The sequence below is a fragment of the Bacillus sp. CGMCC 1.16541 genome, from assembly GCF_003184905.1.
In the GTDB taxonomy this organism is placed as follows: domain Bacteria; phylum Bacillota; class Bacilli; order Bacillales; family Bacillaceae_H; genus Priestia.
The window spans coordinates 174939-187636 of record NZ_QFRU01000005.1 but is presented as its reverse complement, the minus strand read 5'-3'; the positions used below and the strand labels follow the sequence as shown (position 1 = coordinate 187636).

Genomic DNA, 12698 nt, shown 5'->3' with positions numbered 1-12698 from the left:
TTTTTTTATTAGCTTTGGATGTTTTTATTCATTTGTTTAATAGCTGCTTTTTCAAGCCTTGATACCTGTGCTTGTGAAATACCAATTTCTTCAGCTACTTCCATTTGAGTCTTACCTTGAAAGAATCGTTTACGTAAAATGAGTTTTTCTCGTTCATTTAATCGTCGCATTCCTTCTTTTAATGCTAATTCTTCAACCCACTGTGAATCTCGATTGCGTTCGTCGCTTAGTTGGTCCATCACATAAATAGGATCGCCACCATCATTATAAATTGGTTCAAATAATGAGACAGGGTCTTGAATAGCATCAAGGGCAAACACAATCTCCTCGTGTGGAACGTCTAATACTTTAGATATTTCTTCTGCTGATGGTTCTTTTGATGTTTCACTCATTAATCGTTCTCGAACTTGTAAAGCTTTATAGGCGATATCACGAAGAGATCGTGACACGCGGATAGGATTATTATCCCGTAAGTATCTTCTTATCTCACCAATAATCATTGGCACGGCATAGGTAGAGAATTTAACATTTTGACTTAAGTCAAAGTTATCAATGGATTTCATTAATCCAATGCAACCTACTTGAAATAAATCATCAACAAACTCTCCACGATTGTTGAAACGTTGAATCACACTCAGTACTAAGCGTAGATTCCCATTTACAAGCTTTTCTCGAGCTGATACATCTCCAGCTTGCATTTGCGTAAAAAGTTTACGCATTTCATCATTTTTTAATACAGGAAGCTTTGAAGTATCTACTCCGCAAATTTCTACTTTGTTTCTTGTCAATTCTTTCCCTCCTAACAGGAGATGATGTTCAGAGTTCAGTATCTCCTTTGAAGGAAAAAATATGCATATACGATTACATAGAGGTGAGAAGGTGTGTTTAATTTGGCACATTGAATCGGCAACGAAGCTAGGGATTTGTAGAGATTTGTCATTGGAAGTTTTTTTCTTTTATCAGGCTCTTTTTTTCAAATGTTGTTATTTTAGAGTGATTTTTAAAAGGTAACGTTTTAAGGTTAATTGAAGTAGAAGTAAGTTATGGGTCATTATTTGTTATCCAAAACAAAAATTCACCAAAATCGACTTTCACAAATAGGGTGTATCCTTTTAAAAGTGTGTGAAATTGTAATAATAATCTTCTCATGAATACTAAAAGTGATAAATATATATAGAATAGAGTCAAAAGATGGAGGGGCGGTATATGATTAGAATCTCAGATTTTCAGACGAAAGATGTTGTCAATGTGGCGGATGGGAAAAAGCTTGGTAATATTGGAGATATTGATATTGATTTAAATACAGGGAAAATTGAAGCAGTCATTATTAATAGTTCAAGAATGCTTGGCTTTTTTGGAAAAGAGGATGATGTTGTCATTCCATGGACAAATATTGTTAAAATTGGGGCAGATGTTATTTTAGTTCGATATAAAGAAACGTATGAATACGAGGAGAAATAAAACAATTTTGTCAACAGCGATTATATAAATGTGGTACAATATTTGCATAACAATCGATGAAACGAAGGTGTGCATGCTTACATGAATCCTGATATTTTTCAACTAAGCGAACATAAATCGACAATGATTCTTGAAAGTTGGATGAAACAACATAAAGGATTAGTTAGTGGTTTTACGACAAAAAATGGTGGAGTTAGTCAACAATCTTTTGCGTCATTAAACTTAGGCTTACATGTTAATGATCATAAAGAAGATGTTATTCATAATCGTCAAATTGTTTCTGATGTCTTAAAGATGGAGTTATCACAATGGGTATGTGCTGAACAAGTTCATGATAATAAAGTCGTAAAGGTAACAAAAGGAGACTGTGAAAAGGGAGTTTATGAGTACAAAGATGGAGTTCCAGTAACAGATGGCATTTATACAGACGAATCGAATCTGTTATTAACATTATGTTTTGCTGATTGCGTACCTCTTTACTTCTTTGCACCAAGCAAACATTTAATTGGTTTAGCGCATGCAGGTTGGCAAGGAACTGTTAAAGATATTGTAGGAAGTATGATTGGCAAATGGGTGAATGAAGAAGGCGTTTTACCTACAGATATATTTGTAACCATCGGGCCTTCTATCGGACAGTGCTGCTATGTAGTAGACGACAGAGTCATTACATTTATTCATCAAGTACTTGGTGAAGAAAAGAGTCAATCTACATATCAAATTGTGAGTGAAGGGCAATATGCTTTAGACTTAAAGAAAACAAATGAGCTACTAATACAAAAAGCAGGTGTTCCACAAGAAAATATCATGACCACTTCTTATTGTACAAGTTGTCATGATGACCTATTTTTCTCACACCGTCGAGATAAAGGGAGAACGGGACGTATGTTAAGTTTTATTGGTTTTAAGGAGGATTGAGTAGAAAGTGGCAACAGTTTTGCACAACTTAGAGCACATTAAGCGTGAAATTGATGAGTCATGTGACCTAGCAAAGCGCAATCCTAATGAAATTCGTATTATTGCTGTGACAAAATATGTTTCAACAAATCGCGCACAAGAAGCAGTAGAAGCAGGTATTACACACCTAGGAGAAAATCGCGATGAAGAAATGATTGAAAAGCAAGGATCTATACAAGGAGATGTAAGCTGGCATTTTATTGGCACCTTACAAACGCGAAAAGTAAAAAACATCATTGAACGAGTAGATTATATTCATTCGTTAGACCGTATATCTTTAGCGAAAGAAATCGACAAGCGTGCACAAAAGAAAATAAAATGTTTTGTTCAAGTGAATGTTTCACAAGAGGAGTCCAAACACGGAATAAGTGAAGAGGAAGTCATGCCATTTATTGAAGAACTTCAATCATTTGCAAATATTGAAGTAATAGGACTCATGACAATGGCCCCTCATGTTGAAGATGACCATACAATACGTCATTGTTTTAAAGCATTACGAAAGCTTCAACAACGTGTACAAGCTCTTTCTTTATCATATGCACCATGTACTGAACTATCAATGGGAATGTCGAATGATTATCAAATCGCAATCGAAGAAGGTGCTACATTTATTCGTTTGGGAACTATTCTTGTAGGTAATGAAAAGTAAGGGGGTGGCGATTTATGTCGTTTCAAAATCGATTTCGCAACTTTTTCGGTTTAGAAGATGAGCAAGAATATGTCGAGCAACAAGAAGAACTAGTCGAAGAGAGCGAAGATATGATACAAGATAAACAACAAAAGCAGTCGCAAATGAAACAACAAAATGTTATAAGCTTACAGAGTGTTCAAAAATCAACCAAAATGGTTGTGTACGAACCACGCGAATATGCTGAAGCGCAGGAAATTACAGATCATTTAAAAAATCGGAAAGCTGTTGTGGTGAATTTACAAAGTATTTCTCGCGACCAAGGTGTCCGTATTGTTGACTTTTTAAGTGGGACTGTTTATGCATTAGGTGGCGATATTCAGAAGGTAGGTACTGATATTTTCCTATGTACACCTGATAATGTAGATGTGACAGGGAAGGTTTCGAGTATGATGGCTGAGCAAGAAGCAATCAATAAAAAGAGGTGGTAATTGTAGATGGAGTTTGTATTAGTTTTATTATTAAGGCTCATTGAAATTTACTCATGGGCACTTATTATTTACATTTTGTTATCGTGGGTACCAAATTTGCGTGAATCAAAATTTGGTGTTATGTTAGGAACAATATGTGAACCGTATTTAGAGCAATTTAGAAAAATTATTCCTCCACTTGGAATGATTGACATTTCACCGATTGTTGCTATTTTTGTACTAAGATTTGCTTCGTCGGGATTAGTTGCCTTATTTCAAATGTTAGGACTGGTATAAAAGGAATCCACCTGATTCCTTTTTTTTACATGCCTCTTTAAAATGGAGAACATACATGTCAATTTATCAACATTTTCGACAAGAGGAACGTGGTTTTATTGACCAAGTTCTTGAATGGAAAGAAGAAGTAACAAATCAATACAGCCCAAAGTTAACCGATTTCTTAGATCCTCGAGAGCAGCAAATTGCTCTTTCAATTATTGGAACAGAAGGTGATGTGAACATTGCGTTTCAAGGAGGAATTGAATCTTCTGAAAGGAAACGGGCATTGATTTATCCAGATTATTACGTGCCAGAACTTGAAGACTTTCAATTAGCGTTTTATGAGATTGAATACGCTAAAAAGTTTGTAACCATTGAACATCCACAAGTGTTAGGTTCGCTCATGTCCCTTGGGTTGCGACGTTCTAAGTTTGGTGATATTCTTGTGCAAGATGATCAAGTTCAATTAGTCATTGCAAACGAAACCGCTAGTTATATTGAGTCTAATCTACAATCAATTGGTAAAGGGAAAGTGCATCTAAAAAGCATTCTCAGCGAACAGTTAGTCGAAATACGAGAAGAAGTAATAGAACAAACGTGTACAGTATCGTCTATGCGTTTAGACGTTATTTTAGCAAACATACATAATATCTCACGTCAAAAAGTTCAGGTACTTATTGAACATGGTTTAGCAAAAGTCAATTGGAAAACGATTGAACAGCCTTCTTTTGAGTGTAGAGAAGGAGATATGCTGTCATTACGAGGATACGGCAGAGGTAAAATCATATCAATTGATGGCAAAACAAAAAAAGATAAGTGGCGAATTGTTGTAGGAAAACAAAAATAATTTTGTTTTTTGAAGGGTTTCATAAAAAAATGTCGAATTTACCATAATTAATGAGATTGAGACAACATGGAGGTGGCTACTATGCCTTTAACCCCTTTAGATATTCATAATAAGGAATTTAATCGTGGGTTCCGAGGATATGATGAGGACGAAGTAAACGAATTTTTAGATCAAGTAATCAAAGATTACGAACTACTGATTCGCGAAAAAAAAGAGCTTGAAACAAGAGTGCATGAACTAACAGAGCGTTTAAGTCATTTTGCCAACATTGAAGACACGCTTAATAAGTCAATTTTAATCGCACAAGAAGCAGCAGAAGAAGTAAAGCGAAATGCAGATAAAGAAGCAAAGCTTATTGTAAAAGAAGCAGAAAAAAATGCAGACCGCATTATTAATGAATCGTTATCTAAATCACGTAAAATTGCAATTGACATTGAAGAACTTAAAAAGCAGTCAAAAGTATTCCGTACACGCTTTAGAATGTTAGTGGAAGCACAACTTGAAATGCTTAATGCAGATGACTGGGATCATCTAATGGAGTATGAAATGAAGCTTGAGGAACAAAAAGTAGAGTAGTCATGACATCGTCTTGACTTCTTAACAGCGATTAGCATATAATTTGATAACAGATTATATTTCATACGTTAATGACGAGGAAAGGGACAGTAGTTTCTTTAACCTTTTATCTAAGCGAATTGGGGTTGGTGAGAGCCCGATATAAAAGAAAGAAACGAATATCACCCTGGAGTTCTATGTCGAACTTAATAGTAGACATAAGCGGTTTATTCACGTTACGAATATGCAAGAGGACTTTTCCTTTCCTCTCCTATTTATAGAGAGTGTAAAAAGTCTACAAGGGTGGTACCGCGGGAGACCTTCTCGTCCCTTTTTTGGGATGAGAAGGTCTTTTTTTATTGTCTTAAAACTGCTTTTCCTTATCAAAATTTTACTTTTAACGTTTTATGGAGGTTGAAAAAATGGAGTACAAAGATACATTGTTAATGCCAAAAACTGATTTTCCAATGCGTGGAAATCTTCCTAATCGTGAACCACAAATGCAACAAAATTGGGAAGATATGAACATTTATGAGAAGGTACAAGAACGTACAAAAGAGCGCCCTTTATTTGTTTTACATGATGGCCCTCCGTATGCAAATGGTGACATCCATATGGGGCATGCTTTGAACAAAGTATTAAAGGATTTCATTGTTCGCTATAAATCGATGACAGGTTATTGTGCTCCTTATGTTCCAGGGTGGGATACACACGGATTACCGATTGAAACAGCTTTAACGAAAAATAAAAAAGTAAATCGTAAAGAAATGAGCGTTGCTGAATTCCGTAAACTTTGTGAACAGTATGCATGGGAACAAATTGATAATCAACGTGAGCAATTTAAGCGCTTAGGCGTTCGTGGTGATTGGGAAAATCCTTATGTGACGTTGAAGCCAGAATATGAAGCGCAGCAAATTAAAGTATTTGGCGAAATGGCGAAGAAAGGCTACATTTACAAAGGGTTAAAACCTGTTTATTGGTCTCCTTCAAGCGAGTCAGCTTTGGCAGAAGCGGAAATTGAATACTACGATAAACGTTCGGCATCTATTTACGTAGCATTTCCAGTGAAAGATGGAAAAGGTGTATTAAGCCAAGACGAAAAAATCATCATCTGGACGACAACTCCTTGGACAATTCCAGCAAACTTAGGAATTGCTGTACATGCAGATTTACAATATAGTGTTGTAGCAGCAAATGACGAAAAGTTTGTGGTAGCGTCTGAACTTGTTGAAGCAGTGGCTAAAGCAATTGAGTGGGATGAGTATGAAGTAGTACGTACCCATAAAGGCTCTGAATTAGAGAACATTGTCGCTCAACACCCAATCTATGGCCGTGATTCTCTTGTTATGTTAGGAGACCATGTTACAACAGATGCTGGAACCGGGTGTGTACACACAGCTCCAGGTCATGGTGAAGATGATTTTATCATTGGTCAAAAATATGGATTAGGTGTCTTATGTCCAGTTGATGCAAAAGGGTATATGACAGAAGAAGCTGAAGGGTTTGCAGGATTATTCTATGATGAAGCAAATAAACCAATCACAGAAAAATTACAAGAAAATGGTTCATTATTAAAACTTAACTTTATTACACATTCGTATCCACATGACTGGCGTACAAAAAAACCAACGATTTTCCGTGCAACAGCTCAGTGGTTCGCATCAATCAAGGATTTCCGAAACGAATTATTAGAAGCTGTACAAGAAACAAAATGGGTACCAGCTTGGGGAGAAACGCGCCTTTACAACATGGTTCGTGATCGTGGAGATTGGTGTATTTCGCGTCAACGTGCATGGGGAGTACCAATTCCAGTATTCTATGCAGAAAATGATGAGCCAATTATTACAGATGAAACAATTAAACATGTCTCAACTTTATTTAGAGAACATGGTTCAAACATTTGGTTTGAACGTGAAGCGAAAGATTTACTTCCTGAAGGGTTTACACATGAAGGAAGCCCGAATGGTCATTTCACAAAGGAAACAGACATTATGGATGTATGGTTTGACTCTGGTTCTTCACACCAAGCAGTATTAGAAGAGCGAGATGATTTGCAACGTCCAGCAGACTTATATTTAGAAGGATCTGACCAGTATCGTGGTTGGTTTAACTCTTCATTATCTACAAGTGTTGCGGTAACAGGAAAAGCACCATACAAAGGTGTATTAAGCCATGGGTTCGCTCTAGATGGTGAGGGCCGTAAGATGAGTAAATCACTTGGAAATGTTGTGTTGCCATCTAAAGTCATGAATCAACTAGGTGCAGATATTTTACGTCTGTGGGTAGCATCTGTTGATTATCAAGCAGATGTACGTGTATCCGATAATATCTTAAAGCAAGTAGCAGAAGTGTATCGTAAAATCCGTAACACGTTCCGATTCTTATTAGGAAACTTAGCTGATTATAATCATGAAACTGACGCGGTTTCAATGAGTGAACTGCGCGAAGTAGATCGTTACATGTTAGTGAAGCTGAATAAACTAGTTTCAAAAGTGAAAAATTCTTATGAAACATATGAGTTTGCAGCAATCTATCATGCGATTCATAACTTCTGCACAATCGATATGAGCTCATTCTACTTAGATTTTGCAAAAGATGTTCTATACATCGAATCAGCAGACAATGTAGAGCGTCGCAGTATTCAAACAGTTCTTTATGAGACATTATTAGCTCTAACAAAATTAGTGTCACCAATCTTGTCGCATACAGCAGATGAAGTGTGGACGCACATTTCTGGTGTTACAGAAGAAAGTGTTCAACTTGTGGATATGCCTGAAGCGCGTGAAATTGAAGGTGCTGATGAATTAGAGAAAAAGTGGGATGCATTTATGGAGTTACGAGACGATGTATTAAAAGCACTTGAAGCAGCTCGTAATGAAAAAGTCATTGGGAAATCGTTAGAAGCAAAAATTACGATGTATCCAAATTCAGAAACAAAAGCATTGTTAGATTCAATTGAAGAGAATGTTAAGCAGTTGTTTATTGTATCTGATTTTGAAGTTGCAGGAGATTTATCAACTACTCCAGCTGACGCACAAACGTTTGAAAAGGTAGCTATCGTTGTATCAGTAGCTGAAGGCGAGAAGTGTGAACGTTGTTGGACAGTATCAGAAACTGTTGGTAGTCATGCAGAACATGAGACGTTATGTACACGTTGTGCAGATGTCGTAAAAGCAAACTACGTAGGTTAATGAGGTAGCAAAAAAAGGGTGGCTTTAACGTCATATATTGACGTTATCGTCACCTTTTTAAGTTTGCACGAAATTGGCAACTTGTGTAGAGCAACGTTTAGAGCAGAAGGAAAAAGTTGTGTTGTCATTTGATGAAGTGTCCAGGCAACAATATAACCAATATAAACATTAATCTAAACGTTACTGCACAAGGAGGTACTTATGTATGCACGATTACTATCTTCCCATCGAGCAAGAGTTAGTCATTATCAAAGAAGAACTAGAAAATCGATTAATGAAGTACAGTCCCGAATTAATTAGTATCCAAAATGAAAAAGAGCGTTATTTAATGGATACCATAAAAGCAGATTTACGAGATGTTGAACGTGCATTAACAAAGTTAGAATTTGGTGTGTTCGGAATAGATGAATTGACGGGAGAACGAATGTCAATTGAAAAATTAAAAGTCATTCCTACTGCTCGTACCGAGGAAGAATTATTTGTTTTACGTTATTAACAGAGAACATGCTTAAAAAAAGACATAATATGTGCTAAAATGCTTTAGAATGGAGTGTTTTCATTTTATGTCAGGAGGAAATGGTTTTGCTTTATTATATTCTTGCTTTATTTGTCATTCTATTGGATCAAGTGACAAAATGGGTTGTTGTTAAGCAAATGCAATTAGGAGAAAGTATCCCTGTTATTGAAAATCTTCTTTATATTACATCACACCGTAATCGAGGAGCCGCTTGGGGAATTCTTCAAGGACAAATGTGGTTCTTTTATATCATTACAGTTATTGTTGTAATTGGTCTTATTATTTATATTCAAAAATTAAAACCAGAAGAAAAGTGGTTTGGAATTGCGTTAGGACTAATGTTGGGTGGAGCTATTGGAAACTTCATTGATCGTGTATTTCGAAAAGAGGTCGTTGACTTTGTAAATACATACATTTTCTCATATGATTTTCCTATCTTCAACGTAGCGGACGCGGCGCTTGTTGTAGGGGTTGCTCTTATGTTTGTTCTAACGTTATTTGAAGGAAAAACACAAAAGGAGAACGGTTAATGGAAGTTATGCAGTTAGTAGTAAATGAGGAACATAAAAATGAACGAATTGATAAATTCTTGTCAACGGTAAATGAAGAATGGTCTCGTTCACAAGTGCAACAATGGATAAAAGATAATCATGTAAAAGTAAATGATAAAGTGGTAAAAGGTAATTATAAGTGTAAGGTAGAAGATGCCATTACTGTCGAAATTCCAGAGCCAGAAGCACTTGATGTTGTTGCAGAGGATATGGATTTAGAGATTTATTATGAAGATAGCGATGTGCTAGTTGTGAACAAGCCAAAAGGAATGGTTGTTCATCCAGCCCCTGGTCATTATAGTGGTACACTTGTCAACGGATTAATGGCTCATTGCAAAGATTTATCAGGAATCAACGGTGTACTTCGTCCTGGAATTGTGCATCGCATTGACAAGGATACGTCAGGTTTATTAATGGTTGCCAAGAATGATATGGCTCATGAATCGCTTGTTAGTCAGCTTGTTGCTAAAACAGTGACAAGAAGATATAAAGCCATTGTGCATGGTGTCATTAGTCATGACCATGGAACGATTGATGCACCAATTGGTCGTGATAAAACCGATCGTCAAAGCATGACAGTGACAGATGAAAACGGTCGAGATGCTGTTACACATTTTAATGTATTAAAACGATTTAAAGATTTTACATTTGTAGAGTGTCAACTAGAAACTGGGCGCACACACCAAATTCGTGTTCATATGAAATACATTGGTTATCCATTAGCTGGAGATTCTAAGTATGGTCCGAAAAAGACGTTGCCAATTGAAGGACAAGCATTACATGCAGGTGTACTAGGTTTTATTCACCCGCGTACAAAAGAATACATGGAATTTGAAGCTCCGCTTCCAAAAGAATTTGAAGAGATGTTAGATTTATTAGAGAAAAGAAGTTGACAAATAAATCATATGATGGCATACTCTAAATAACTTAATAAGAAACCTTTAAAAACAGTCCCGTGAGGCTGAGAAGGAAACGGTATATAGTTAGGTTAAAGACACTGTGTGGTCTTATCTTACTACTTTGTTTTAGTGTGCAAAATCCTCTCATCTTTCATGGTGCAGAGGATTTTTTTATGTCATTAAACGACACAAGAGGTGATACAGGTGGAAGTAAAAGCAACGGTTTTAGATGAGCAAGCCATTCGACGAGCATTAACACGAATTGCCCATGAAATTATTGAAAAGAATAAGGGAATTGAGGATTGTGTGCTCGTAGGAATTAAAACAAGGGGTATTTATATAGCAAGACGATTAGCAGAACGAATCGAACAGATAGAAGGAAAAAGTCTTCCAGTAGGGGAAATTGACATTACTCTTTACAGAGATGACTTAACAAAAGTCACCAATAATGAAGAGCCGTTAGTAAAAGGATCGGACCTTCCTTGTGAAATCACAAATCAAAAAGTCATTTTGGTTGATGATGTACTATATACAGGTCGTACGGTGAGAGCAGGATTAGATGCTTTAATTGATTTAGGCAGGCCTGCAAATATCCAATTAGCAGTACTAGTAGATCGTGGGCACCGTGAATTGCCAATACGAGCAGATTATGTTGGTAAAAACATTCCGACAGCTAAATCTGAAAAAATTGTGGTTCAATTGAATGAGATAGATGAAAAAGATCAAGTAGCAATTTTTGAAAAATGAATAGATATTCCCTTTTAAATCGCAGTCCCGTGAGGCTGCAAAAGGGGGCTAACGTAATTGTAAATACTACTTGTCTATAGGCGTAGTGTGTTTACTATGTGCGAAAAGACCTCTTTGCTCCTCACGGAATAAAGAGGTCTTTTTAGTTAGTAGAGGAGGAAGAAAGATGAATAACAAAGAGATTGTGCTAGATATACATGATGTACCAAGACCAGTGAGTTGGTTAACGCTAAGTATACAACATTTGTTTGCGATGTTTGGTGCGACAATATTAGTTCCATTTTTAGTAGGGTTAAACCCAGCGATTGCTCTTGTATCGAGTGGTATTGGAACACTTGCTTTTCTGCTCATTACAAAAGGGCAAGTTCCTGCTTACTTAGGATCTTCATTCGCTTTCATTGCACCAATCATTGCTGCTAAAGCGGCATCAGGACCTGAAGGAGCAATGGTTGGTTGTTTTTTAGCGGGGTTAATATACGGAGTAGTGGCACTTGTCATAAGAAAGACGGGAATTAAATGGGTGATGAAGTTATTACCACCAGTAGTTGTAGGTCCAGTCATTATTGTCATCGGGTTGAGCTTAGCAAACGTAGCAGTTGGTATGGCGATGAATGATGCAGATGGACACCATAGTACTACACACTTACTAGTTGCGCTTGTGACACTTGGAATTACCGTCAGTTGTTCAATCTTCTTTAAAGGGTTTATTGGACTTATTCCAGTGTTAATGGGGATTGTTGGAGGATATGGATTCGCTTATACACAAGGATTAGTTGACCTAACATCAGTAAAAGAAGCAGCATGGTTTGAAGTACCACAGTTTTATGTGCCATTTGTGACGTACACTCCGTCTTTTTCTTGGGGAATTGTGCTAATCATGGTACCAGTCGCAATTGTGACACTGTCAGAACATATTGGTCACTTACTTGTGTTAAATAAAGTAGTAGACAAAGATTATATTGAAACACCGGGTCTTCATCGTACTGTAATGGGGGATGGGGTTGCGACAATGCTTGCAGCACTAATTGGTGGACCACCAAATACAACTTATGGAGAAAACATCGGTGTTCTAGCCATTACGAGAGTATTCAGTGTATTTGTAATCGGCGGAGCGGCGGTCATTGCCATCATGTTTGGGTTTATTGGGAAAATTACGGCTTTAATTTCTACAGTACCTACACCGGTAATGGGAGGCGTATCAATCTTATTGTTCGGGATCATTGCTTCATCCGGTTTACGAATGATGATCGAAGCACAAATTGATTTAGGAGAAAAGCGAAACCTTATCATTGCGTCGATTATCTTAGTACTAGGAGTTGGAGGAGCAGTCGTTGAGTTATCAGAACAAGTAGAACTTGATGGTATGGCATTAGCAGCAATTGTAGGAGTTGTATTGAACCTTGTGCTTCCGAAGGAACGACATGAAGAGAAACTTATTCCAGAGAGAGATGTGAAAGTCACTCATCAAAAAATTTCATAATCACACCTTTTAAATGAAGTCCAGAGAGGCATCGAAAGGTGTATGAAACAGCTACTCTTAAGGTAGCTTACTTTCTTACACTCTTTCCGCCATTTGGATAGGGTGTTTTTTATTAAATG

General features: G+C 36.8%; 14 protein-coding genes and 1 other annotated feature. Of the genes, 13 read left to right on the top strand and 1 reads right to left on the bottom strand.

What is annotated here, in order from left to right; all coding sequences use genetic code 11:
* Nucleotides 1-8: 8 nt before the first annotated feature.
* Nucleotides 9-788 carry an RNA polymerase sporulation sigma factor SigG gene (gene sigG / locus DIS06_RS08920; RefSeq protein ID WP_162595921.1) on the bottom strand — a complete coding sequence of 260 codons (780 nt, stop codon included), beginning with the start codon at nt 786-788 and terminating at the stop codon, nt 9-11.
* Between the two features lie 418 nt (nt 789-1206).
* On the opposite strand from sigG, the gene DIS06_RS08915 reads away from it, so the two are divergent.
* The 13 genes from DIS06_RS08915 (at nt 1207) to DIS06_RS08855 (ending at nt 12579) form a co-directional block, all read left to right on the top strand.
* Entirely contained in the window at nt 1207-1461 is a 255-nt protein-coding gene (locus DIS06_RS08915) for a YlmC/YmxH family sporulation protein (protein ID WP_110112911.1), read from the top strand.
* A gap of 81 nt (nt 1462-1542) precedes the next feature.
* Entirely contained in the window at nt 1543-2376 is an 834-nt protein-coding gene (gene pgeF / locus DIS06_RS08910; protein ID WP_110112910.1) for a peptidoglycan editing factor PgeF, read from the top strand.
* Nucleotides 2377-2383: 7 nt separating this feature from the next.
* Nucleotides 2384-3064, top strand: coding sequence for a YggS family pyridoxal phosphate-dependent enzyme (locus DIS06_RS08905; RefSeq protein ID WP_110112909.1), 681 nt, complete (start codon nt 2384-2386; stop codon nt 3062-3064).
* 14 nt (nt 3065-3078) lie between these two features.
* Nucleotides 3079-3534, top strand: coding sequence for a cell division protein SepF (locus DIS06_RS08900; protein ID WP_110112908.1), 456 nt, complete (start codon nt 3079-3081; stop codon nt 3532-3534).
* Nucleotides 3535-3540: 6 nt separating this feature from the next.
* Nucleotides 3541-3810 carry a YggT family protein gene (locus tag DIS06_RS08895; RefSeq protein ID WP_110112907.1) on the top strand — a complete coding sequence of 90 codons (270 nt, stop codon included), beginning with the start codon at nt 3541-3543 and terminating at the stop codon, nt 3808-3810.
* 55 nt (nt 3811-3865) lie between these two features.
* Nucleotides 3866-4639, top strand: coding sequence for a YlmH family RNA-binding protein (locus DIS06_RS08890; RefSeq protein ID WP_110112906.1), 774 nt, complete (start codon nt 3866-3868; stop codon nt 4637-4639).
* Nucleotides 4640-4720: 81 nt separating this feature from the next.
* Nucleotides 4721-5215 (top strand): DivIVA domain-containing protein, encoded by a 495-nt coding sequence (locus tag DIS06_RS08885; protein ID WP_110112905.1) that lies wholly within the window; start codon nt 4721-4723, stop codon nt 5213-5215.
* A gap of 68 nt (nt 5216-5283) precedes the next feature.
* Nucleotides 5284-5529 (top strand) — a binding site (T-box leader).
* Nucleotides 5530-5616: 87 nt separating this feature from the next.
* Nucleotides 5617-8385 carry an isoleucine--tRNA ligase gene (ileS, locus tag DIS06_RS08880; RefSeq protein ID WP_110112904.1) on the top strand — a complete coding sequence of 923 codons (2769 nt, stop codon included), beginning with the start codon at nt 5617-5619 and terminating at the stop codon, nt 8383-8385.
* A gap of 205 nt (nt 8386-8590) precedes the next feature.
* A complete protein-coding gene (locus tag DIS06_RS08875) occupies nt 8591-8881 on the top strand; it encodes a conjugal transfer protein TraR (protein WP_110112903.1) in 291 nt (96 codons plus the stop codon).
* 86 nt (nt 8882-8967) lie between these two features.
* Nucleotides 8968-9432, top strand: a complete 465-nt coding sequence (lspA, locus tag DIS06_RS08870) for a signal peptidase II (RefSeq protein ID WP_110112902.1) — start codon at nt 8968-8970, stop codon at nt 9430-9432.
* Nucleotides 9432-10346, top strand: a complete 915-nt coding sequence (locus tag DIS06_RS08865) for an RluA family pseudouridine synthase (RefSeq protein WP_110112901.1) — start codon at nt 9432-9434, stop codon at nt 10344-10346. The genes lspA and DIS06_RS08865 overlap by 1 nt, the downstream gene beginning before the upstream one ends.
* A gap of 210 nt (nt 10347-10556) precedes the next feature.
* Complete coding sequence (gene pyrR / locus DIS06_RS08860; RefSeq protein WP_110112900.1) at nt 10557-11099, top strand: bifunctional pyr operon transcriptional regulator/uracil phosphoribosyltransferase PyrR; 543 nt, start codon at nt 10557-10559, stop codon at nt 11097-11099.
* A 166-nt stretch (nt 11100-11265) separates the two neighbouring features.
* Nucleotides 11266-12579: a solute carrier family 23 protein gene (locus tag DIS06_RS08855; RefSeq protein ID WP_110112899.1), complete on the top strand. Its 1314-nt coding sequence runs from the start codon at nt 11266-11268 to the stop codon at nt 12577-12579.
* Nucleotides 12580-12698: the final 119 nt, after the last annotated feature.

Bases quoted from the DNA above. Each gene is read 5' to 3' on its own strand.
- DIS06_RS08875 (WP_110112903.1), top strand. From the start codon at position 8,591: ATGCACGATTACTATCTTCCCATCGAGCAAGAGTTAGTCATTATCAAA.
- DIS06_RS08900 (WP_110112908.1), top strand. From the start codon at position 3,079: ATGTCGTTTCAAAATCGATTTCGCAACTTTTTCGGTTTAGAAGATGAG.
- DIS06_RS08895 (WP_110112907.1), top strand. From the start codon at position 3,541: ATGGAGTTTGTATTAGTTTTATTATTAAGGCTCATTGAAATTTACTCA.
- DIS06_RS08890 (WP_110112906.1), top strand. From the start codon at position 3,866: ATGTCAATTTATCAACATTTTCGACAAGAGGAACGTGGTTTTATTGAC.
- DIS06_RS08865 (WP_110112901.1), top strand. From the start codon at position 9,432: ATGGAAGTTATGCAGTTAGTAGTAAATGAGGAACATAAAAATGAACGA.
- DIS06_RS08885 (WP_110112905.1), top strand. From the start codon at position 4,721: ATGCCTTTAACCCCTTTAGATATTCATAATAAGGAATTTAATCGTGGG.
- DIS06_RS08915 (WP_110112911.1), top strand. From the start codon at position 1,207: ATGATTAGAATCTCAGATTTTCAGACGAAAGATGTTGTCAATGTGGCG.
- DIS06_RS08855 (WP_110112899.1), top strand. From the start codon at position 11,266: ATGAATAACAAAGAGATTGTGCTAGATATACATGATGTACCAAGACCA.
- pgeF (WP_110112910.1), top strand. From the start codon at position 1,543: ATGAATCCTGATATTTTTCAACTAAGCGAACATAAATCGACAATGATT.
- ileS (WP_110112904.1), top strand. From the start codon at position 5,617: ATGGAGTACAAAGATACATTGTTAATGCCAAAAACTGATTTTCCAATG.